Annotated in this window: 27 protein-coding genes; 9 read left to right on the top strand and 18 right to left on the bottom strand. The window is 63.4% G+C overall.

Translation table 11 applies throughout. The annotated features are described in order from the left end of the window. Position 1 precedes the first annotated feature (1 nt). Positions 2–568, top strand: coding sequence for a DUF1285 domain-containing protein (locus tag KCX70_RS15025; RefSeq protein ID WP_212618026.1), 567 nt, complete (start codon positions 2–4; stop codon positions 566–568). Positions 569–704: 136 nt separating this feature from the next. Here KCX70_RS15025 and KCX70_RS15020 read toward each other — a convergent pair whose 3' ends face one another. The 3 genes from KCX70_RS15020 to dapE form a co-directional block, all read right to left on the bottom strand. Beyond that, positions 705–1,076, bottom strand: coding sequence for a hypothetical protein (locus KCX70_RS15020; RefSeq protein ID WP_021209158.1), 372 nt, complete (start codon positions 1,074–1,076; stop codon positions 705–707). A gap of 92 nt (positions 1,077–1,168) precedes the next feature. After that, positions 1,169–1,975 carry a putative RNA methyltransferase gene (locus KCX70_RS15015; RefSeq protein ID WP_212618025.1) on the bottom strand — a complete coding sequence of 269 codons (807 nt, stop codon included), beginning with the start codon at positions 1,973–1,975 and terminating at the stop codon, positions 1,169–1,171. Continuing rightward, on the bottom strand, positions 1,969–3,117 hold the full coding sequence (dapE, locus tag KCX70_RS15010) for a succinyl-diaminopimelate desuccinylase (RefSeq protein WP_212618024.1): 1,149 nt from the start codon (positions 3,115–3,117) through the stop codon (positions 1,969–1,971). Before dapE ends, KCX70_RS15015 begins: the two co-directional genes overlap by 7 nt. Before the next feature lie 186 nt (positions 3,118–3,303). Here dapE and tcdA point away from each other — a divergent pair, with 186 nt between their 5' ends. Beyond that, entirely contained in the window at positions 3,304–4,122 is an 819-nt protein-coding gene (tcdA, locus tag KCX70_RS15005; RefSeq protein ID WP_212618023.1) for a tRNA cyclic N6-threonylcarbamoyladenosine(37) synthase TcdA, read from the top strand. 10 nt (positions 4,123–4,132) lie between these two features. On the opposite strand, the gene KCX70_RS15000 is transcribed toward tcdA, so the two are convergent. From KCX70_RS15000 to KCX70_RS14980, 5 genes are all read right to left on the bottom strand, one after another. Then, positions 4,133–4,546, bottom strand: coding sequence for a SufE family protein (locus KCX70_RS15000; protein WP_212618022.1), 414 nt, complete (start codon positions 4,544–4,546; stop codon positions 4,133–4,135). Then, entirely contained in the window at positions 4,543–5,748 is a 1,206-nt protein-coding gene (locus KCX70_RS14995) for an aminotransferase class V-fold PLP-dependent enzyme (RefSeq protein ID WP_212618021.1), read from the bottom strand. Before KCX70_RS14995 ends, KCX70_RS15000 begins: the two co-directional genes overlap by 4 nt. A gap of 109 nt (positions 5,749–5,857) precedes the next feature. Beyond that, complete coding sequence (dapD, locus tag KCX70_RS14990; RefSeq protein ID WP_102852269.1) at positions 5,858–6,892, bottom strand: 2,3,4,5-tetrahydropyridine-2,6-dicarboxylate N-succinyltransferase; 1,035 nt, start codon at positions 6,890–6,892, stop codon at positions 5,858–5,860. Positions 6,893–6,933: 41 nt separating this feature from the next. Beyond that, complete coding sequence (locus KCX70_RS14985; protein ID WP_021209165.1) at positions 6,934–7,305, bottom strand: ArsC family reductase; 372 nt, start codon at positions 7,303–7,305, stop codon at positions 6,934–6,936. Positions 7,306–7,402: 97 nt separating this feature from the next. Continuing rightward, positions 7,403–7,738 carry a thioredoxin family protein gene (locus KCX70_RS14980; protein ID WP_102852268.1) on the bottom strand — a complete coding sequence of 112 codons (336 nt, stop codon included), beginning with the start codon at positions 7,736–7,738 and terminating at the stop codon, positions 7,403–7,405. A gap of 130 nt (positions 7,739–7,868) precedes the next feature. Here KCX70_RS14980 and KCX70_RS14975 point away from each other — a divergent pair, with 130 nt between their 5' ends. Both KCX70_RS14975 and KCX70_RS14970 read left to right on the top strand, forming a co-directional pair. Beyond that, positions 7,869–8,114: a hypothetical protein gene (locus KCX70_RS14975; RefSeq protein WP_021209167.1), complete on the top strand. Its 246-nt coding sequence runs from the start codon at positions 7,869–7,871 to the stop codon at positions 8,112–8,114. Between the two features lie 11 nt (positions 8,115–8,125). Further along, entirely contained in the window at positions 8,126–8,269 is a 144-nt protein-coding gene (locus KCX70_RS14970) for a hypothetical protein (protein WP_021209168.1), read from the top strand. Between the two features lie 36 nt (positions 8,270–8,305). Here the strand turns inward: KCX70_RS14970 and dapC are convergent, their stop codons facing one another. From dapC to purM, 5 genes are read right to left on the bottom strand one after another with little or no spacing between them, the layout of a single operon-like run. Next, complete coding sequence (gene dapC, locus KCX70_RS14965; RefSeq protein WP_212618020.1) at positions 8,306–9,502, bottom strand: succinyldiaminopimelate transaminase; 1,197 nt, start codon at positions 9,500–9,502, stop codon at positions 8,306–8,308. 52 nt (positions 9,503–9,554) lie between these two features. After that, positions 9,555–10,220: a COG3650 family protein gene (locus KCX70_RS14960; protein WP_212618019.1), complete on the bottom strand. Its 666-nt coding sequence runs from the start codon at positions 10,218–10,220 to the stop codon at positions 9,555–9,557. A 57-nt stretch (positions 10,221–10,277) separates the two neighbouring features. Next, the gene (locus tag KCX70_RS14955; RefSeq protein ID WP_021209171.1) at positions 10,278–10,988 is read right to left on the bottom strand and encodes a DUF3108 domain-containing protein; all 711 of its coding nucleotides are present in this window, start codon (positions 10,986–10,988) and stop codon (positions 10,278–10,280) included. A gap of 8 nt (positions 10,989–10,996) precedes the next feature. Next, positions 10,997–11,644, bottom strand: coding sequence for a phosphoribosylglycinamide formyltransferase (purN, locus tag KCX70_RS14950; protein WP_212618018.1), 648 nt, complete (start codon positions 11,642–11,644; stop codon positions 10,997–10,999). Then, positions 11,644–12,702, bottom strand: a complete 1,059-nt coding sequence (gene purM / locus KCX70_RS14945; RefSeq protein ID WP_102852263.1) for a phosphoribosylformylglycinamidine cyclo-ligase — start codon at positions 12,700–12,702, stop codon at positions 11,644–11,646. The genes purN and purM overlap by 1 nt, the downstream gene beginning before the upstream one ends. A gap of 316 nt (positions 12,703–13,018) precedes the next feature. On the opposite strand from purM, the gene KCX70_RS14940 reads away from it, so the two are divergent. From KCX70_RS14940 to hda, 3 genes are all read left to right on the top strand, one after another. Then, a complete protein-coding gene (locus KCX70_RS14940) occupies positions 13,019–14,128 on the top strand; it encodes a DUF2066 domain-containing protein (RefSeq protein ID WP_212618017.1) in 1,110 nt (369 codons plus the stop codon). A 120-nt stretch (positions 14,129–14,248) separates the two neighbouring features. Further along, on the top strand, positions 14,249–15,337 hold the full coding sequence (locus tag KCX70_RS14935) for an AI-2E family transporter (RefSeq protein ID WP_212618016.1): 1,089 nt from the start codon (positions 14,249–14,251) through the stop codon (positions 15,335–15,337). Continuing rightward, a complete protein-coding gene (gene hda / locus KCX70_RS14930; RefSeq protein WP_212618015.1) occupies positions 15,334–16,038 on the top strand; it encodes a DnaA regulatory inactivator Hda in 705 nt (234 codons plus the stop codon). Before KCX70_RS14935 ends, hda begins: the two co-directional genes overlap by 4 nt. Before the next feature lie 133 nt (positions 16,039–16,171). Here the strand turns inward: hda and KCX70_RS14925 are convergent, their stop codons facing one another. Genes KCX70_RS14925 through arsC form a run of 3 tightly spaced genes read right to left on the bottom strand, consistent with a single transcriptional unit; the run spans position 16,172 to position 17,530 of the window. Further along, the gene (locus KCX70_RS14925; protein WP_021209177.1) at positions 16,172–16,582 is read right to left on the bottom strand and encodes a DUF2069 domain-containing protein; all 411 of its coding nucleotides are present in this window, start codon (positions 16,580–16,582) and stop codon (positions 16,172–16,174) included. Then, complete coding sequence (wrbA, locus tag KCX70_RS14920) at positions 16,575–17,180, bottom strand: NAD(P)H:quinone oxidoreductase (RefSeq protein WP_212618014.1); 606 nt, start codon at positions 17,178–17,180, stop codon at positions 16,575–16,577. Before wrbA ends, KCX70_RS14925 begins: the two co-directional genes overlap by 8 nt. Further along, positions 17,177–17,530 carry an arsenate reductase (glutaredoxin) gene (gene arsC, locus KCX70_RS14915; protein WP_212618013.1) on the bottom strand — a complete coding sequence of 118 codons (354 nt, stop codon included), beginning with the start codon at positions 17,528–17,530 and terminating at the stop codon, positions 17,177–17,179. Before arsC ends, wrbA begins: the two co-directional genes overlap by 4 nt. 160 nt (positions 17,531–17,690) lie before the next feature. Between arsC and KCX70_RS14910 the strand changes: the two genes are divergently transcribed. Further along, positions 17,691–18,911: a virulence factor BrkB family protein gene (locus KCX70_RS14910; RefSeq protein WP_212618012.1), complete on the top strand. Its 1,221-nt coding sequence runs from the start codon at positions 17,691–17,693 to the stop codon at positions 18,909–18,911. Positions 18,912–18,943: 32 nt separating this feature from the next. Beyond that, a complete protein-coding gene (locus KCX70_RS14905) occupies positions 18,944–19,405 on the top strand; it encodes a TlpA family protein disulfide reductase (protein WP_212618011.1) in 462 nt (153 codons plus the stop codon). A 20-nt stretch (positions 19,406–19,425) separates the two neighbouring features. On the opposite strand, the gene KCX70_RS14900 is transcribed toward KCX70_RS14905, so the two are convergent. Both KCX70_RS14900 and KCX70_RS14895 read right to left on the bottom strand, forming a co-directional pair. Beyond that, positions 19,426–19,971: a lytic transglycosylase domain-containing protein gene (locus tag KCX70_RS14900; protein WP_212620352.1), complete on the bottom strand. Its 546-nt coding sequence runs from the start codon at positions 19,969–19,971 to the stop codon at positions 19,426–19,428. A 36-nt stretch (positions 19,972–20,007) separates the two neighbouring features. After that, the gene (locus tag KCX70_RS14895; protein WP_021209183.1) at positions 20,008–20,952 is read right to left on the bottom strand and encodes a hypothetical protein; all 945 of its coding nucleotides are present in this window, start codon (positions 20,950–20,952) and stop codon (positions 20,008–20,010) included. Between the last annotated feature and the right edge of the window lie 4 nt (positions 20,953–20,956).

Genomic DNA, 20,956 nt, shown 5'->3' with positions numbered 1-20,956 from the left:
CATGAGCGATGCTGGAAAAGCCGCAAACCTGCTCGATCAGATTGCCCAGTCGGGAAGCAAGGGCTTGCCGCCGGTGCACTTGTGGAACCCGCCTTTTTGCGGCGATCTCGACATGCGGATCGCGCGTGATGGTCGCTGGTACTACATGGGGACACCGATCGGGCGTCCGGCCATGGTCAGGCTGTTTTCCACCGTAATTCGGCGGGACGGGGATGATTATTTTCTGGTAACCCCGGTGGAAAAGGTGGGCATTACCGTGGACGACGCGCCTTTCGTAGCCGTCGAGCTAGTGGTCGAAGGGGCGGGGGAGGCGCAGGTGTTGCGCTTCGTTACCAATGTCGGCAACGAAACCGAAGCCGGAGCTGACCGTCCGATACGGGTCGAGATCGATGCGCGAACCCAGGAACCGGCACCGTATGTGCTCGTACGAGCGAACCTGGAAGCGCTGATTCACCGCAACGTGTTCTACCAGCTCGTCGAGTTGGCGGTGCCGCATGACATCGAGGGTGGCAATTGGCTGGGTGTTTGGAGCCATGGCCACTTCTTTCCGATCGGGCGCGCTGAATAACTCGAACGGAGCGTGGTGTGCTGCCGGGAATGCATGCCCCATAACTCACGACGCCCCCTCATCACGGCCCCCTCGCTAAAGGGGAGAGGGCGAAAGCCTGCCGGCGCGGAAGCTGAACTACCGACGCCGGCGTCGCTCAATCGGTACGCCAGAGGATTTCCGCTTCGCCACGCTCGCTGATGCTGATCCAGCGATCGGCGTCCTCGACCGATTCCTCCTCCTGCCAGCCACCTGGCGCGCAACGGATCTCCACACCCAATGCCTGATAGGCGGCACGGGCGCAGGCGACGTCGTCTTCCCAGGGCGTTGAGTCGCTTTCCAACAGCAGGCTGTGCCACTTGCCGACGGCCTTGGGCAGCCAGGTCACCGGAATGTCGCCGGCCTTGCATTTGAAGGTATGGCCCTTGGGCTGCCAGGGGGTGCAGGGCCCGACCGACCGGGCGAGCCATTGGGTTACGGCATCCTGGCTGGCGTCCCTGAGGTAAATCTCGATGTCCGGTTGACGCATGAGCGGTGGCCCTGTCTGTGAGGTTGCGAGCCTTTGGCGGGTGGGAGCAAGGTAGCAGCTGCCCGCTTCAGGAGCGTCTTGTCTTGAATGTACTAGCGGTCTCGCTCGATCCAGTCGTAGCGTATCGCAACCCGAACCTTCAGCGATGTGTCGATCACTTTGGCGCGCCGTTCGGCGCTGGCGCGCCAGCCATGCGGAGTCATCGCCAGCAGATCGGCCCGGGCCTGCGGGTCATCGAGCAATAGCTCGTAGGAGAGCGTCTCGCTGTTGGCCAGGTGCATGCCGTCTGGGATCAGCGAGAGGTGTTTTTCGTCGTCGTAATCGCGTATCTCGTCATACAGCAGACCGCGCAGTTCCCACAGATGCTCGCGAGTCGGCCCCATGCGCAGGAGGCCTCCGCCGGGCGCGAGCAGGCGGTGGGCTTCGTTCCAGTCCAGCGGACTGAATACGCTGGCCAGCAGATCGCAGCTGCCGTCGGCCAACGGCACACGTGCCATGCTCGCCACCAGCCACTCCAGCTGCGGCGCGCGCTTGCAGGCGCGTTTGATCGCCTCGCGGGAAATATCCAGCGCATAGCCATCGGCGTCCGGCAGGGCCTGGGCGATCTGGGCGGTGTAATAACCCTCGCCACAACCGATGTCCAACCAGCGCCTCGGCGAACGCTCGCCTGCCAGCTGCGCCAGTCGTGCGGCCAGCGGCGCATAGTGCCCGCCGTCGAGGAAGCGCCGGCGGGCCTCGACCATGGCTTGGTTGTCACCGGGATCGCGACTGTTCTTGTGCTGCACGGGCAGCAGGTTCAGATAACCCTGGCGGGCCCGATCGAAGCGATGATTGGCCGGGCAGGCGACGCCATTGTCGACTGCGATGAGCGCGGCCTGGCAGAGCGGGCAGATCAGCATGCGAGTAGGTTGACCAGCGTCTGGTAGTAGATCTCGGTCAGCAGGTCGAGATCGCTGGCGAGGATATGTTCGTCGACCTGATGGATCGTCGCATTGACCGGGCCCAGTTCGACCACCTGGGTACCCAGCGTGGCAATGAAACGCCCGTCGGACGTGCCGCCGCTTGTCGAAGGGGTGGTTTCACGGCCGGTGACGCTACGAATCGCTGCAGCCACGCCGTCGAGCAGCTCGCCGGGTTCGGTGAGGAAGGGCAGGCCCGACAGTGCCCAGTCGACGCTCCAGTCCAGGCCATGCTTGTCGAGAATGGCTGCGGTGCGCTGCTGCAAGGCTTCGACGGTGGATTCGGTGGAAAAGCGGAAGTTGAATACCGCCTCCAGCGTGCCGGGAATGACGTTGGTCGCGCCGGTGCCGGAGTTCAGGTTGGAGATCTGGAAGCTGGTCGGTGGGAAGAACGGATTGCCATCGTCCCAGTGTTCGGCGGCCAGTTCGGCCAGCGCTGGAGCGGCGAGGTGAATCGGGTTCTTCGCCAGGTGCGGATAGGCCACGTGGCCTTGCTGGCCGCGTACCGTCAGCGTGCCGCCGAGCGAGCCGCGACGGCCGTTCTTGACCACGTCGCCGACCTGACTGGTGCTCGACGGCTCGCCGACGATGCACCAGTCCAGCCGCTGCCCGCGCTCGCGCAGACGTTCGACTACCGCCTTGGTGCCGTGGTGTGCCGGGCCTTCTTCATCGCTGGTAATCAGAAAGGCGATCTGGCCCTTGTGCGCCGGATGGTCTGCGGTAAAGCGCTCCACAGCAATGATCATCGACGCCAGACTGCCCTTCATGTCCGCTGCGCCACGGCCGTGGAGGATGCCGTTCTCGTCGACTCGCGCGGCGAACGGCGGGTTGTGCCAGGCTTGCAGCGGGCCGGTGGGCACCACATCGGTATGGCCGGCAAAGCACAGCACCGGGCCTTCGTTGCCACGGATCGCCCAGAAGTTCTCGACGTCCTCGATGTGCATCGGCTCGATGGCGAAGCCGCAGGCGGCCAGACGCTCGCTCATCAGCCGCTGGCAACCCTCGTCCAGCGGCGTGACCGAAGGCCGGTTGATCAGCTCGCAGGCGAGTTCGAGGGTGGCAGAGAGGGCGGCGGTACTCATCACGGCTCCGGGCGGGCGAAGGAAAGGGCGCCATATTAAATTAAATTGGCGGACTGGGCGGCGCGAAAACGGCTGCCATGTCCAACTGTAGTCATCGAACGCCGTTGCCGGCTGGCCACAAATCCGGGCCTGGCTGGGAGCGGGCAGGGCAGCGCTCTATAATCGGCCGATATTCCTGGGGGGCTTATGGCAATCGATGATCAACGTTTCGGCGGCATTGCCCGTCTGTACGGCTCCGAGGGGCTCGAGCGCCTGGCCAGAGCCCATGTGGCGGTCGTCGGCATCGGCGGGGTCGGCTCGTGGGCGGTCGAGGCGCTGGCGCGCAGTGGCGTGGGTGAAATCAGTCTGTTCGATCTGGATGACGTCTGCGTCACCAATACCAATCGCCAGGTGCATGCGCTGGAAGGCGCTGTCGGCAAGCCCAAGGTCGACGAGATGGCTGCGCGGATCAAGGCGATCAACCCGGCGTGCGTGGTGCACGCGGTGGCCGATTTCGTGACGCGAGAAACGATGGCCGAATACATCACCGAGCAGCTCGACTGCGTCATCGACTGCATCGACAGTGTACCGGCCAAGGCTGCGCTGATCGCCTGGTGCAAACGGCGCAAGATCCAGATCATCGCGACCGGCGGCGCGGGCGGTCAGGTGGATCCGACGCAGATCCAGGTCACCGATCTGAACAAGACCTTCAACGATCCGCTCGCAGCCAAGGTGCGCTCGCTGCTGCGGCGCGAATACAACTTCTCGCGCACGCCCGGGCGCACTTACAGCGTGCCCTGCGTGTTTTCCACGGAGCAGCTGCGCTATCCCAAGCCGGACGGTGGCGTCTGCCAAAGCAAGAGTTTCGTCGGTGAAGGCGTAAAACTCGACTGTGCCGGCGGTTTCGGTGCCGCGATGATGGTCACCGCCAGCTTTGGTCTGGTGGCGGCAGCACGCGCGGTAGACAAGCTGGTGGCGGGCGCGCGGCGGCCCGCTGAGCGGACGCCTGGGCCAGCCATCGGTTGAGTGGGGTTGCTCAGCCTGCCGACGCCAGCGCGCGCATCCGCCCCAGCACGGCGTTCATTCCGTTGGCTCGGGATGGGCTGAGCTGACGGGATAGCTCCAGCTGGCTGAACCACTCCGACACGTCGATGCGTTGCAGTTCACACGCCTCCAGGCCATCGACCCGGGCCAGGAGGACGGCGAGCAGGCCGCGCAGCAGGCGCGCTTCGCTGGTGCCGCGGAAATGCCAGTGGCCGTCGCGCCGTTCTCCCACCAGCCAGACCTTGCTGTCGCAGCCTGCCACGAGATTGGCGTCGCTGCGCTCGGCGTCGGCGAGCGGCTGGAGGCGGTCACCCAATTGCATCAGCAGTCGGGCGCGTTGCTCCCAGCCAGCCGCCTGTTGAAAGGTCTGCAGCGCTTCTTTGGCCGCTTTGGGGAGATCGCTCATCGCAGCATGTCCAGTGCCCGGTCCAGCGCGCCGAAGAACCGCCCCAGGTCGTCCCCATCGTTGTACAACCCGAGCGAGACCCGGGTCGCGCCTTCGATCCCCAGCGACTTCAACAGCGGCTGCGCGCAATGAGTGCCACTGCGCACGGCGATACCCTGGTCGGTGAGCAAATGGGCCAGATCGCCGTGATGGACGCCTGCGACGGTGAAACTGACCAGGGCGACTTGCGGCTCGCCGAGCAGCTCGATGCCGTCGCGTATTGCCAGCCCGGCAAGCAGTCCCTGGTGCAGCGCCTGTTCGTGGCCGGCGACCGCGGTGGCGTCGAGTTTCGACAGGTAATCCAGGGTCGCGCCGAGGCCGATCACGCTGCCGATGGCCGGCGTGCCGGCTTCGAACCCCAGCGGGGCTGCATGAAATTCGGCGTGCTGGTAATCGGCGATGCGGACCATCTCGCCACCGAATTGCCAGTGCTTGAGCTTGAGCAGTGACTCACCGCGACCGTAAAGCGCACCGACGCCTTCCGGGCCGTAGAGCTTGTGGCTCGACAGCACGTAGAAGTCACAGACCAGCGCCTGCATATCGTGCCGACCATGGACCACGCCCTGCGCGCCATCGACCACGGTCATGGCGCCTTGCGCCTTGGCCAGCGGGAGCAGATCGGGCAGCGGCTGCCAGCTGCCGATCACGTTCGACAACTGGCTGACGGCCAACAGCCGGGTGCGCGAGCCGATGAGCTGCTTTGCGGCGTCCATATCGATGCGGCCACGGGCATCCAGCGGCAGCACGATCAATCTGGCGCCACGACGCTTGGCCAGTTGCTGCCAGGGCAGCAGATTGGCGTGATGCTCCAGCGCACTGACGACGATTTCGTCATCGGCCTCGATCAGGTGTTCCAACCCGTAGGCGAGCAGATTGAGCGCCTCGGTGGCGCCGCGGGTAAAGACGATCTCGGTCGGGCAGGAGGCGTTCAGCCATTTGGCCACCTTGACGCGCGCGTCCTCGAATGCCCGCGTCGTACGTTCGGCTGGCTGGTGCTGGGCGCGATGTACGTTGGCGGTGCCGCAGGTGTAATAACCGGTGAGTGCATCGATCAGGGCCTGCGGTTTCTGTGCAGTGGCGGCACTGTCGAGATAGGTCTGGCCTTGGGCCTCGAGGATGGCCAGGGCAGGGAAGTCGGCACGCCAGGGGGATACAAGCGACATCGTTTTCGTCCTATGGCTCTGTGCCCGAAGCGGCTGAGGCTGGTGGCGGAGCGGCCATGGGTCGCTCCTTGGTCAGCCTTGGGCCTCCAGCGCTTCGATCGGTTTCAGCTTAGTTGTGCGCGTGCAGTGCTTCGTTCAGCTCGATCGCGGACTTGTGCGTTTTGCATTCGACCGCGCCGGTCAGCGAATTGCGGCGGAACAGCAGGTCGGTCTGGCCGGCCAGTTCACGGGCCTTGACCACCTTGACCAGTTCGCCTTGTTCGTCGAGCAGGTTCACCTTGGTACCTGCGGTGATGTACAGGCCTGACTCGACGGTGTTGCGGTCACCCAGCGGAATGCCGATGCCGGCGTTGGCGCCGATCAGGCAACCTTCGCCCACGGAAATGACGATGTTGCCGCCGCCGGACAGGGTGCCCATGGTCGAGCAACCGCCGCCCAGATCCGAGCCCTTGCCGACGAATACACCTGCCGAAACGCGGCCTTCGATCATGCCCGGACCTTCGGTGCCGGCATTGAAGTTGATGAAGCCTTCATGCATCACGGTAGTGCCTTCGCCGACGTAGGCACCGAGGCGGATCCGGGCGCTGTCGGCGATACGGACGCCGGCCGGGACCACGTAGTCGGTCATTTTCGGGAATTTGTCGACCGAGACGACTTCCAGCAGGTAACCCTTCAGGCGTGCCTCAAGCTGGCGTTCGGCCAGTTCGGCCAGGTCCACCGCGCCCTGGTTGGTCCAGGCTACGTTGGGCAGCAGCGGGAAGATGCCGGTCAGGTTCAGGCCATGCGGCTTGACCAGGCGATGGGAGATCAGGTGCAGCTTGAGGTAGGCCTCGGGCGTTGAGGTCAGCGCGGCATCTTCGGCCAGCAGGGTCACCACCAGAGGGCGCTGGCTTTCGGCCAGGCGCGTGAGTAGCGCGTGCTGGGTGGCGTCGATCGACTTCAGCGCATCGGCCAGCTGCGCGGCCTGGGTGGTGCTGATGGAGATCGCCTGGTTGCCGCCTTGATAGCCGAGCAGCGGTGCGATGGCATCGACCAGCTCACCGGCCGGGCGCAGCAACGGCTGCGCGTAGAAGACTTCCAGCCAGGTGCCCTGACGGTTCTGGGTGCCGACGCCGAACGCCAGGCTGAAGAGGGAGTTGCTCATAGGGGAGTCCTTAATCGATCGCACTCGTCTCGAGTGCGAGTTCAGTTCTTGACTGCCAGCTCGGCAGCGTAGGTATCCGGCTTGAAACCGATCAGCGTCTTGTCGCCGAGGTCGAGGACCGGACGCTTGATCATCGACGGCTGGGCCAGCATCAATTCGATGGCCTTGGCTTGGTCAAGATCGGCTTTCTGCGCATCGTCCAGTTTGCGGAAGGTGGTGCCGGCACGGTTGAGTACGGTCTGCCAGCCATGCTCTTCGCACCAGGCTTGGAGGTGGGCGCGGTCGATACCAGCGCTCTTGTAGTCGTGAAAGGTATAGCTCAGCCCCTGCTGGTCGAGCCAGGTACGGGCCTTTTTCATCGTGTCGCACGCCTTGATGCCATACAGGCACAGTCCGTTGTTTCGTTCAGGCATAACAGGCTCCGCTTTCTCCGGCCAAACTGGACCGCGGATTATGCCACGATGAGGCGAAGCCTGCCGCTTGCCAGAGGGGGCTGTGTCCTGGTGAGGGTCAGCCGCTTGTCGCGCCCTCGATGTTACGCAGCAGCGCCTCGATCGGCTGGGCGCTGGTCGGGCGGACCACGCGGCCCAGTTCTTCGCCGTTACGCATCAGGATCAGGGTCGGCCAGAGTTTGACGCGGAATGAGCGCCCGAGTGGACGTCCCGGGCCATCCTCGATCTTCAGATGACGCAGCTGCTTGCCGGCCAGAACACTGGCCAATGGCGCCTGCGCGGCGCGACAGTGACCGCACCAGTCGGTACCGAATTCGATAAGGGTGAAGCCGTCGAGGGCGTCGATTTCTTCTCGTGAAGGTGCGCTGGCGGTATAGGTCTCGTTCATGGCCATGGTCAGGGTCTCGTCGACTGTTGAAAGATGGAGTCACTGCGACGGTGCTCGGTTCAGTGGCAGTACGGCGGTCGACCTTTTTCGCTCCGAACGTTGTCCATTGTTCACAATCGCAACGATGAGGTCATGTATGGCACGCAAGCATTTCGAAAACCATGAGGCCATTTCGTCGGCCGTTCCCGCCGATGAGGGATTCGAGGCGGTGATCGCGGTCAAGCGGCGTGATAGCGACGAAAATGCCCACGTATTCAAGGTCGCCAATGGCCGACGGTATGATCTCGCGTCCGAAGCCGATGTCGCTGCCGAGGCGGCCCTGACCAAGGTCCGGGAGATCAGTGAAGACGGTGAGCTAATCTGGGAAGAGAACGCAATCTGACGGAGGACGCCATGAACGAGCCCGAAAAGCCTGATATCGATGAGCGTGACGAGCGTGATGAAAACGCCACGGACATTCCGGAACACATGAAACCGGAAAACCTCGAGAAGCTGCGCGACTACGGCAAGGACATGATCCCGCCGGGCGTCGCCTGAAGCGCAAGCCGGACGTTTCGACGTCCGGCTTGTTCGTCATAGCGTGGCAATGAAGGCGCGAATGCGCTCAGCGGCCTCGACGCAATCGGCCAGCGGCGCGACCAGCGCCATGCGCACCCGCCCTGCTCCAGGGCTGACGCCGTGTACCTCGCGCGACAGGTAAGAACCCGGCACCACGGTAACGTGCTCACGGGCGAACAGCTCGCGGGTGAATTGCTGGTCGTCGACAGGCGTTTTTGGCCAGAGATAGAAGCCGCCATCGGGGCGCTGCACGTCCATTACCGGGGTAAGGATGTCCAGCACGGCGTCGAATTTCTCGCGGTAGAGCTGTCGGTTGGCCTGGACGTGCTCTTCATCGCTCCAGGCGGCGATGCTGGCCAACTGTGTCTGCACCGGCATGGCGCAGCCGTGGTAGGTGCGGTAGAGCAGGAACGCCTTGAGGATCTCGGCATCGCCAGCGACGAATCCGGAGCGCAACCCAGGCAGGTTGGAGCGCTTGGAGAGGCTGTGGAAGACCACACAGCGCTTGAAATCATCGCGCCCAAGTGCGGCGCAGGCGGTGAGTAGTCCCGCCGGCGGTTGCTCCTCATCGAAATACAGCTCGCTATAGCACTCGTCCGCAGCGATGACGAAATCATGCTGGTCGGCCAGGGCGATCAGTTTCTTCAGTGTGTCGAGGGGCACCAGCGCACCGGTCGGGTTGCCGGGCGAGCAAAGGAAAAGGATTTGAGTGCGTTGCCATGTGCTGGCCGAGACCGCATCGAAATCGGGGTTGAAACCGTTCTCGGCTGTGCAGGGCAGGTAGTGCGGCGTGGCACCGGCCAGCAGCGTGGCGCCTTCGTATATCTGATAGAAAGGATTCGGGCTGACCACCAGCGCATCGGTGCCGCGGTTGACTACGGCCTGGGTGAATGCGAACAGGGCTTCACGGGTGCCGTTGACCGGCAGCACATGGCGGGCCGGGTCGATGCCGCCAGGTGCGACGCCGAAGCGCTTCTCGGCCCAGCGGGCGATCGATTCGCGCAGCGCCGGTATGCCGAGCGTGGAAGGGTAAACCGCCAGTTGATCGAGATTGGCGGCCAGCGCCTGGGCGACGAAATCGGGGGAAGGGTGCTTCGGCTCCCCGATCGACAAGGCTATCGGGCGCTTCTCGACCGGCGGCTGGGCGCCAGCGAGCAAGGTGCGCAGCTTCTCGAATGGATAGGGCTGCAGGAGGGAAAGGTCATCATTCATGGTCGTGGTCTTCGAGACTTCGGGAAGCGTGCTGATTCACGCTTCGACAGATTCATTCGCTACGTGCACCACCGTAATAGGCGCAGCCGCGCAGGGTCTGGTCGTCCAGGCGCAGCTCGGCTGTCAGGTGGGTGACCGCGCCGGTGGCGCTGTCGACGCAGCGTTGCGGAGCTACCCATAGATCGAGGCGCTGGTTGTTCGCCTCGCTGCTAAAGCTGGTTTGCCCGCCCGGCAACTGTTCTTCCAGAAAGGGAAGGGCCAAGGGGGGCTGATCCGGGCGTTGGAGCAGCATGCCTTGATTCGTGATCCGCATACTCCAGCCCGGCTCGTGGCCGCCAGCACGGAGGGTGAGCTGGTCGAACTCGCGGGCGTTGCAGCCGTGGCCATCGCCCTCGAGGCGGTAGATCTGGGTCAATTGCAGCTGTGCGTTGCCGTTGGCTCGTGAGACCAGTCGGCCACGGACGTCGGCGAATAAGGGCGCGCTGCCGTCAGCCCACAGCGCTTGTGCATCGTCACCGAAACCCGTCGCTTGCGAGTCGAGTAGCTCTACCTGTCGCTCGCCCTGGCAGGTGCGCAGCAAGAGCTTGCCCTCGCTACGCGTGACCTCACCCTGTAGCCGTTCGATCGGTTGCCCGGGCGGTTGATGGTTCCAGGGCATGGATTGGCAGCCTGCGAAAACCGGCAGCAGGGCGAACATCAGGGCGCGGTAGCAAGTCATCGATGGGCTCGGTATTGCAGCGAGTGAAGCTGCGCCAGCGAGCTGGCGCAGGTGAAATCAGTCACCTTTCACGGCTTTGCCGCCGACGGTGCCTTCATCAAGCATGATCTGGTATTCCTTGCCGTCCTTTTCCACCTGATGCAGGCGGACCAGCAGGTAATCCCAGTCGGTGGCGAACCAGAGAATCGTCTGACGCTTGCTCTGGGTCGGGTCACGCACGCGTTCGACCTTGATCGCATCCACCTGCCCGGCTTTGGTACTGACCTTCTCTTCGCCGAGGACACGGAAATCGTAGGTTTCGATTTCATCCCCGTCGACGACCTGATAGCTCATGCTCTTCTCGCCGGCCGCTACGGCCTGCTGAAGGGCGATCTGGTAGGTGGATTTGTCCAGCAGGCCGCGGTTGAGCGGCAGCTTGATGGGATCACCACGGTCTTCTCCGACGACCTGCTTCGCGGCCCAGTCGAAGTCGTGCTTGATGACCTTGCCTTTGCCGAGCCCGCTGCGCTTGAGCCGATACTTCTGCGGAATGAAGGTATCGCCTTCGACCTTGAAGGTGCTGCGCTCGTTGAAGCTGGCCACCAACATGGAGGCTTCGAAATCCAGCTGCCAGGTATCACCGTCGAGCTTTTCCAGGCTGCGCTGGGCGGTGCCACTGACCGGCACCTGTTTCCAGTCGGCGGTGTAGCTGGCGGAGAAGGGCTTGAGCTCTAGAGCCTGGACCGGCAGAGCCAGTACGGCGAGAGCGAGCAGCAAGGCGCGACGCATAATATCTCCTAGATTCGTAACAGATGGCCGGTAGCCGGCAGCAGGGTTTCGTCCAGCATCGCGCCTTGTTCGGCGAGGCGCAAGCGGCCCTCGGCGAACCAGCGAACGGCCAGAGGATAGATGACATGCTCGGCCGCATGCACCCGCTCGGTGAGTTTGTCGATGCTGTCGCCGGGCTCGACGGTAAACGCAGCCTGAATGGCCACGGGGCCACCATCGAGTTCCTCGGTGACGAAATGGACGCTGCAGCCATGCTCGCAATCGCCAGCATCCAGCGCCCGGCGATGGGTATCCAGACCTTTGTATTTCGGCAACAGCGACGGGTGTATGTTGAGCAACCGGCCCTGGAAGTGGCGCACGAAGCCGGGGGTGAGGATACGCATGAACCCCGCCAGCACCACCAGATTTGGCTGATGCGTGTCGATGATATCCATCAACGCCGCATCGAAGGCTTCCCGGTCGGCGTAGTCCTTGTGCCGTACCAAGTGCGTGGCAATGCCCGCAGCCTGCGCGCGTTGCAGTCCGAAGGCTTCTGCACGATTGGAAACAACCGCGCAGATGCGTGCCGGGTTGTCGGCGTCGAGGCTGTCGATCAGGGCCTGCAGGTTGCTGCCCGATCCCGATATGAGCACAACGATGTTGCAGGTCGCGCTCATCAGTGACTTTTCAGGTTGTTCAGAACGACGCGCTCGGCAGCTTCGCCGGCCGCCGCGATCTGACCGATCACCCATGGTTGTTCACCGGCGTCACGCAGATTGTCGAGCACGGTGTCGACCTGGTCCTGGGCCACGCAGATGACCATGCCCACGCCGCAGTTCAGCACACGGTGCATCTCGTGCTCTTCGACATTGCCTTGCTCCTGCAGCCAGTCGAAGACCGCCGGACGCTGCCAGCTGGCGACGTCGATGACCGCCTGGCTGCCCTCGGGTAGTACCCGCGGAATGTTGTCCAGCAGGCCGCCACCGGTGATGTGTGCCATGGCCTTCACCGCGCCGGTGTCCTTGATCAGCTTGAGCAGCGGCTTGACGTAGATGCGGGTCGGCGCCATCAGCAGTTCGGTGAGCGGCTTGCCGTCGAGCTGGGTGTTCTCGATGTCAGCCCCGGCGACTTCGATGATCTTGCGGATCAGCGAATAGCCGTTGGAATGCGGTCCGGAGGAGGGCAGTGCGATCAGGGCATCGCCCGCGGTCACGGTTGTCCCGTCGATGATCTCGCTCTTTTCCACCACGCCGACACAGAAGCCCGCCAGGTCGTAGTCTTCCCCTTCGTACATGCCAGGCATCTCTGCCGTCTCGCCGCCCACCAGCGAGCAGCCTGCCAGTTCGCAGCCGGCACCGATGCCGGTGACCACGGTGGCGGCGATGTCGACATTGAGCTTGCCGGTCGCGTAGTAGTCGAGGAAGAACAGCGGCTCGGCGCCGCAGACCACCAGGTCGTTGACGCACATGGCCACCAGATCCTGGCCAATGCTGTCATGCTTGTTCAGGTTCAGCGCCAGGCGCAGCTTGGTGCCCACGCCGTCGGTGCCGGATACCAGCACGGGCTGTTTGTAGCCCGCCGGGATTTCGCAGAGCGCGCCGAAGCCGCCCAGCCCGCCCATGACTTCAGGACGCGCAGTGCGCTTGGCTACGCCCTTGATGCGTTCGACCAGCGCTTCGCCTGCATCGATGTCGACACCGGCGTCCTTGTAGCTGATGGAGGGTTGCTTGCTCATAGAGATCCGGACCTGTGAGGAGAGTGCGGGGCGACCGGTGGGACGAGGCAGCTGTCTCGACATGGCGAGGGCGCCGGACCGGTCAGCGGAAAGCGCGCGATTTTATCAGGCTTGCCGCATAGCGACCATCCCGCACGCCCGATCCGGCTGCCGTGGGCTAAAGCGGCGAGTCGAGTCGAGCCTGTGACGCGCAAGTGCGGCGGTTGCCCCGATTCAAGCGCCTGTTTAAGGTATAACGCGTGTTCACGTTGCCGCATCCGGCCGCCGCCGAGCGACCGGTAGGCTTCCCATGACTGGCCAGCCAGCGAGTATCCGCATGCCCCTTATCCCCCGCGTTATAGCTTTGTGCTGTGCCATGGTTTCCGCTCACAGCCTGGCGGCACCTGTCAGCGACCTGTACAAAGTGCGTGAGCCGGTTGCCAGCCAACAGCCCGCGGAGCGCGAAGAGGCGTTGCGCAAGGCGTTCGATACCTTGGTGTTGCGTCTGACCGGCGATCCCAAGACGGATCAGGCTGCCGTTGCGCAGCTACGCAAGGACCCACAGCAACTGATCAGCCGATATGCCTACGAGGACGGTGCGGTGGTGGTGAGCTTCGACCCGACCACCACCGAGCGCGCGCTGCGCAGCGCCGGGTTGTCGTTGTGGGGGGGCGATCGTCCCAGCGTTCTGACCTGGTGGTTGACGGAGTCGAGTGATGGTTCGCAGCTGATCGGTGATGCGCAGGACGGCGCATCCGAGCTGCAGGCGGCCGCACAGCATCGTGGTTTGCCGCTGCGTTTGCCGCTGGCCGATCTTGGCGAGCAGATCGCCGCCACTGCTGAAGCGGTTGCGGCAGACGAGCCTCGGGCGCTTCGCGACGTTTCCGAGCGCTACGATGCCGATGGCCTGCTCGCCGTGCTGGCAAAGCACTCCGACGACAGCTGGCAGGCGAACTGGCATTTCTGGCTTGGCGACAAGCAGACCCAGGGCAAGGCGAGCGGTGGCACGCGCGCCGCCGTGGCCGATGAGATATTGCTGGCCGTCAGTACTTTCCTGGCACCGCAATACCGTGTCGCCCCGGGAGCGGTCTCGGAAATCACGCTCGAAGTGCTGGGCGCCGATGTCGAGCGTTTTGCCGAGCTGGATCGCCTGCTCGAGCCGTTCAACGCCCGCTTGCAGCGGGTCGATAGCGATCGCCTGGTGTATCGCCTCAATGCCAGCCCCGAGCAACTTCGGGCACAACTCGCCTTGGCACGTCTGCAGGAAGTGCCAGCTGACGAGGTCGATGAGCGCCCGACTGAAACCGAGGTGCCGCCGGTTGGTGCCGCGGCTGATAACGGCGCCCAGCCGATCGATGCCGAGACGCCCGTCGAAGAACCGGGGCGGCCCGCCGAGCTACCATCGCCGCCGGAAGACCAAGGCGAGGTGCTGCGTTTTCGCTGGTAAGAGAAACCCGGCTGCTTCAGGCGGCCAGCGGACAGGTGCCGAGTCCGGGCGGCACCTGCTTCTTCTCTCTCGTCTGCCGAGCCCCTTCGGCCTCGATCAACGGAACAAGGCGTACTGACCATGACCATCACCCCCACCAGCCGCTGGCTTTGGCTGGCGGCGCTCTTGCTGCTCGGCTGGCTGGTTTACCAGCTGTCGCCGATCCTCTCACCCTTTCTGGTGGGGATTCTGCTGGCCTACCTGGGTGATCCGCTGGTCGACAGGCTGGAGCGCTGGAAGCTCTCGCGCACCTGGGGCGTGATCCTGGTGTTTGCGCTGTTCCTGCTGCTTTGTCTGTTGATGCTGCTGGTATTGGTGCCGATGCTGGGCAAGCAGTTGATGCATCTTTATCAGCTGGCACCGCTGGGGCTCGATTGGCTTCAGGCTACCGCGCTGCCCTGGGTGCAGATGCAGTTTGGTCTGGAGGAGGACTTCTGGCGTTTCGATCAGCTCAAGAGTGCGTTTTCCGCGAATATAGGCAGCACCAAGGACGTGGTCGCGATCATTCTCAGCCAGGCTACCGCCTCGGGTATTGCGCTGCTGGCATGGTTAGCGAATCTCTTTCTGGTACCGGTTGTGTGCTTCTACTTGCTGCGCGATTGGGATCTGATCATGGCCAAGTTGCGGGCGCTGTTGCCGCGGCGCCGGGAGGAGACGGTGATGGCTTTGATGCGCGAGTGTCACGAGGTCATTGGCGCGTTTCTCCGCGGACAGCTGTTGGTGATGCTGGCGCTGGCCGTGGTCTATTCTGCCGGGCTCATGCTGGTCGGCGTCGAGCTTGGGCTGCTGATCGGCGTGCTGGCTGGGCTTGCCAGCATCGTGCCGTACATGGGATTCGTGGTCGGTATAGGCGCGGCGGTGGTCGCCGTACTGTTCCAGTTCGGTCTGGAGCCGTATCCGCTGCTGGGCGTGGCCGCGGTGTTCACGGTCGGGCAGATGCTCGAAGGTATGCTGCTGACGCCGTTGCTGGTGGGAGACCGGATCGGTCTGCATCCGGTTGCCGTGATCTTCGCCGTGCTGGCGGGCGGGCAGCTGTTCGGCTTCACTGGCGTACTGTTGGCGCTGCCGGTGGCCGCGGTGATCATGGTTCTGCTGCGCCACGTGCATGATCTCTATAAACTCTCGGACCTTTACGCAGAGCCTCCGGTCGATCCGCCCCGCCAACCATGAAACCCATTCAGCTGCCTTTGGGCATCCGCCTTCGCGACGATGCCACCTTCGCCAACTTCTATCCGGGCGCCAATGCCGCTGCGCTGGGCTACGTCGAGCGTGTCTGCTCGCCCGAGGCCGGCTGGTCTGACGAGCTGATCTATCTCTGGGGCAATGCCGGGGTGGGGCGCAGCCACCTGCTACAGGCCGCGTGCCTGCGGGTTGAGCAGCGCGGCGAGCTTGCCGTTTACCTGCCGCTGGCCGAGGTTGCCGAGTACGGGCCGGCGTTGCTGGACAATCTGGAGCAGAGCGAGCTGGTCTGCCTGGATGACCTGGAGGCGGTCGCGGGCGATCCCGTCTGGGAAGAGGCGCTGTTCCATCTGTTCAATCGATTGCGCGACAGCGGACGGCGTCTGTTGCTCGCCGCCGATGCTTCGCCGCGAGAGATCGCGATACAGCTGCCGGACCTCAAGTCCCGCTTGAGCCTTTCGCTGGTGTTTCAGCTGCAGGAGCTGTCCGACGAGGACAAGCTGCGCGCGCTGCAGCTACGTGCCTCGCGGCGTGGGCTGAACTTGCCCGATGATGTCGGGCGCTTCATTCTCACCCGCGGCGCTCGAGACATGAGTGCCTTGTTCGAACTGCTCGACCGGCTCGATCAGGCTTCACTGCAGGCGCAGCGCAAGCTCACTATTCCGTTTCTCAAGGAAACGCTCGGTTGGTAGCAGCGCCCAGGCCGTGATGGCTGTGCGCGTTCCGTCTTGAAGTTCGGGCCAGCGCCGGTGCGCGAGGCCTCTTTACGCCAATAAGCCCGGCTGGCACCAGAGCAGGAGTTGTAGTCCTGCTCCGGCACGCGACTCAGTTTTCCCCTGCTGCCTTGCGTTCGTACTGGTAAGCCCAGCGGGTGTAAAGCAGGGCGCCAATGAACAGGGTCAGGCTGATGATCGCCTCCAGCCAGCCGTAGAGCATCCGGGCCGGGTCGATGGCGGCCAGTACGCCCTGAATGAAGTACAGGTTGACGATGAAACAGGTCCAGGCGTGCGCCCGTGGGCTGCCGGAGACCATGCCCGGGGCGACCAGCAGGAGCGGAATCAGCTGAATGCCGACCACGACCCAGATGCGTGCCCCGTGCAGATCGGCGAACACGAGGTTCCAGACGACCAGCAGTACAGCGAGACCGATGAAGCTGGCCAGGCTGATCGCACGGGCAAGTTTGACCCGCGGTGTCAGCCATTCCAGTGTTGGAAGCGGTTTGGGTTTTCTAGCCACGGACATTCTCCAGGCGCTTGGCGGTGTCCGCGATGCGCTGACCCAAGGCACGGCAAAGGGCAATTTCGTGTTCGTCCAGCAGACGCTTGCCGTCTGCGCCTGCGTGATGGCTCGGGCCGTAAGGCGTGCCGCCGCCGCGAGTCTCGAGCAAGGCATTCTCGCTGTAGGGCAGGCCGAGCACCAGCATGCCGTGGTGCAGCAATGGGAGAAGCATCGACAGCAATGTCGACTCCTGTCCACCATGCAGGCTGGACGTTGAGGTAAAGACCCCGGCAGGTTTGCCCACCAGTTCGCCGGTCAGCCAGAGCCCACTGGTGCCGTCGAGGAAATACTTCAGGGGCGCCGCCATGTTGCCGAACCGGGTCGGGCTGCCGAGTGCCAGCCCGGCGCAATTCTTCAAGTCATCCAGCGTCGCGTAGACCGCACCTTGCTCGGGGATGCTAGCCGCTACTGCTTCGCACTCGGTCGATACCGCGGGCACGGTGCGTAGCCGCGCTTCGAGGCCGGTCTGCTCGATACCTCGGGCAATCTGCCGCGCCATCTCGGCGGTGGCACCGTGGCGGCTGTAGTACAGCACGAGGATATAGGGCGCGCTCATGGCAGGATCTCCAGCACCTTCTCGGGTGGACGGCCAATCACTGCGGCTTCGCCTGCGACCAGGATCGGCCGCTCGATCAGTTTGGGATGCGCGACCATCGCCTCGATGAGCTGGTGGTCGCTGAGGCTCGGGTCTGCCAGGCCAAGGGTCTTGTATTCTTCCTCGCCACTGCGCAGCAGTTGCCGCGCCGGAATGCCCAGGCGGGCAATGATCTGCTGAAGTTCTTCAGCGGACGGGGGCGTTTCCAGGTAATTGATCACCTTGGGCGTCAGGCCGCGCTGTGCGAGCAATTCCAACGCGCCACGTGACTTCGAGCAGCGTGGATTGTGATAGAGAGTCAGTTCGGTCATTTGTGGTTTGCTTCACGCCAGGGTAGGCCGTCATTCTAACCTTCAAAGCGGCAAGGCTTGAAACGCTGCTCGCAGGCGGCTGTCTGCACAGGTAGGCTTTCGCTCTGTCACAAGCCCGCAAGTGTGGGTGGGCAATTGTCGCAGGCACCGAGGGGATGGGATGCAGCAACGGATCAAGGATTTCGTCGAGTTTGTCCGCTTTCTAGTGCAGCGTTTTCTGGCCGACCGTGGGGCTCACAGCGCTGCAGCCCTGACCTATACGACGTTGTTCGCGGTGGTGCCGATGATGACGGTGACCTTCGCGATGCTCTCGGCTATCCCCGCGTTCCAGGGCGTCGGCGAGCAGATACAGTTCTACATCTTCAACAATTTCATTCCATCCACCGGCGCAACCATTCAGGAGTATCTGGTTGCCTTCACCGATCAGGCCAGGCAGCTCACCTGGTTCGGCGTGGGCTTTCTGATGGCAACCGCGCTGATGATGCTGCTCACCATCGAAAAGGCCTTCAATGTCATCTGGCGCGTGCGCCAACCCCGTCGTGGTATTTCCAGCTTTCTGCTGTACTGGGCCATCCTGAGCCTGGGGCCGTTGTTGCTGGGCGCGGGATTCGCCATGAGCACCTACATCACCTCGCTGTCGCTGATCTCCGGGCCGCACGCCGTCGTCGGCGCGCGCACCATTCTCAAGGCGATGCCGCTGGTGCTGAGCATCGCGGCCTTCACCTTGATCTACGCGGCTGTGCCGAACACCCGGGTGCCGCTGCGGCACGCCGTGGTCGGAGGGGCGTTTACGGCCGTACTGTTCGAGGCGGCAAAGCAGTTGTTCGGCTTGTACGTCAGCTATTTTCCCAGCTATCAACTGATCTACGGCGCCTTCGCAGCGGTGCCGCTGTTTCTGCTGTGGGTTTATCTTTCCTGGATGATCGTGCTGTTCGGCGCGGAGCTGGTGTGCGGCTTGTCGTCTTCGCAGCAATGGCGCCAGCGCTCGGTGCCACGTCTGCTGGTCATGCTCGGGCTGTTACGCGTGCTTTACGAGAGCCAGCAGGCCGGCCGCGAGGTGCGTTTGCGCGACGCGCATCGAAACGGCTGGCAGTTGCCGGAGGACGAATGGGATGAAATTTTCGAATTCTTCGAGCGCGAACAGCTGGTATGCCGCACCGGGTCGTCCGGGTGGGTGCTCTGCCGCGACCTCAATCATTACAGCTTCGATCAGCTGTTGCGCTGCAATCCCTGGCCTCTCTCGGGTAGGCAGGCGCTACCGGATCATCTCAACGAGCCCTGGTACCCGACGCTGCGCCAGACCCTGGAACTGCTTCATAAGGAGCAGGCCAGCCTCTTCGGAGGCAGCGTTGCCGACTGGCTGCAGGCGCGACGGGTATGATCACGGCACCGCTACGTAGCAAGGAAACGAAAATGATCAAGCGATCCGCAGGTTTGTTCGGTGTGCTCATCTGTCTGGCATTGGCCGGCTGCGGGAAAGATTGGGGCGTCGATCAGCACGGCTCGGCTGTCACGGCGCAACAGCTCGAGGGTCAGTGGCTGGTCATCAACTATTGGGCGGAGTGGTGCGGTCCCTGCCGGACCGAGGTTCCCGAGCTGAACGCGCTGGACAGCGCCGGGGATGACGTTACGGTGCTTGGGGTGAACTTCGACGGCTTGCAGGGTGACGAGTTGGCCGCAGCGGCCGACGACCTGGGAATTGCCTTCCGCGTGCTCAGTGTCGATCCGGCCGACCGCCTGGATTTGCCACGTAGTGCGGTGTTGCCGGTGACCTATATCGTGGACACCGCCGGTGTGGTGCGCGAGCATCTGGTTGGCGAGCAGACGAAGGAAGGACTGCTCGCTCGGCTGGACACGTTGAGGCAGCAGCGCTAGGGGAAAGCGCCGCGTAACTTTCAGGGTTTCACGTACCAGAAGTCCTGCCAGAACCCGATGACCTTCGCCGGGTACTGAGGCTTGCCGAGGCTGCCGTTGTAGCGCGCAAGGGCACGGTTGATATCGCCGTTCTCCTTTTTCAGGTAATAGCTGAGGATGGTGCAGCCGTAGCGAAGGTTGGTGGCGTTGTCGGTGAGATTGTCCTGCGGGCGGCCCAGCTCGGCCTTCCAGAACGGCATCACCTGCATCATCCCTTGCGCGCCGACGCTGGAGATGGCGAAGCGATCGAACCGGCTTTCGGCGTGGATCAGAGCCAGCACCATGTCCGGCTTCAATCCAGCCTTGCTGGCCTCCTGATGCACCAGGCGCAGTAACGTCAGGCGCTCCTGTGGATCAGCGACATAGCGTTTGAGGCGTGTCGACATGTCCAGCAACCAGACCTCGGCGTCGAATCGATCCTGAAAGCTTTCGGCTTCCGCCACGGTCCGCTGCATCAGCTCGCGAAGCTCCAGTTCCGGCGCTTGGCGAACGGTTGCAACCACCGGCCACGCCGTTACCAGCGTCATCAGCAACAGCCACCGGAAAGACTTCACGGAGCGGCCTCAGTCTTCGCCCGGATCGCTGACCTGACGACCGGCGTCCTGCATCAGGCTGTGAAGGAACTGCTGCTGCAGATCGGGATCGTTGCGGGTCAATTCGATCAGGCTCTGCTCGAGCTCACTGGCCTCTTCCTCAAGTCCGAGTTCCGACAGGCGCTTGACTCGATGCACCCACTGCTCGACATCATCGCCTTCCAGATCGTTGAAGATGAGGTCGTGGGCCTCGACCAGTTTGCCGCGCAGGCTGCGGCTGACCAGCAAGGTTGCGTCAGCACGGGTCGCGTCCTGTGGATCCTCGACCTGCAGCTGGAGCTTGCCGACCTGACTGATGTCCTGGTCGGCGAACGGGCCGTCGAGTAGGTTCAGCCGCAGCACGCCATTGCGATCGGTAGTCAGCTCGTGGGTTTCGCTGCCCGCTACGACCTGCACGGGCCGCTCGGCCCAGGGCAAGCTGGAATACTCGAGTCGGGCGTCGCGACGCTGCTCGTCGAGGCTGGCGAGATTCTGTTGCGAGCGGCCATTGGATTCGACATTGACGAAGGGGTTGAGACCGGCAAAGCCATAGCTGATCCAGTCGCGCGTGGCGCTTTCCGGCAGATGGCCGAGCATCACGACGTTGAGCACGTTGGCACCTATGCCGGCGACCACCGCGACAGCACCCAGCGGAATTTCGTACAGCTCTCGCCACGGTTGATACGGCGTATACCGGTCATAGCGACGGGTTACTTCGAAGTCGGTGACTTCGAAGGTCTTCTGGTCGAGCACTCGGATTCGACGCTGAGGCAGCTCCAGCAGCGGCTCGCCCAGCTCGATACGCAGGCTGTGGTCAAGCAGCTTGCGCTCGGTGCGAGCCTCGTGCTCGCTGCGTTGGGGCAATTGGTTGGCACAACCACCCATAAAAAGCGCCACGCAAAGCGTGGCGCAGATTGAAGCACTTCGGTTGAGCATGATT

This window comes from Stutzerimonas stutzeri, assembly GCF_018138085.1.
Classification (GTDB): Bacteria; Pseudomonadota; Gammaproteobacteria; order Pseudomonadales; family Pseudomonadaceae; genus Stutzerimonas; species Stutzerimonas stutzeri_AI.
The sequence above is the reverse complement of the archived record's forward strand: the minus strand, read 5'-3'. Positions and strand labels throughout refer to the sequence as shown.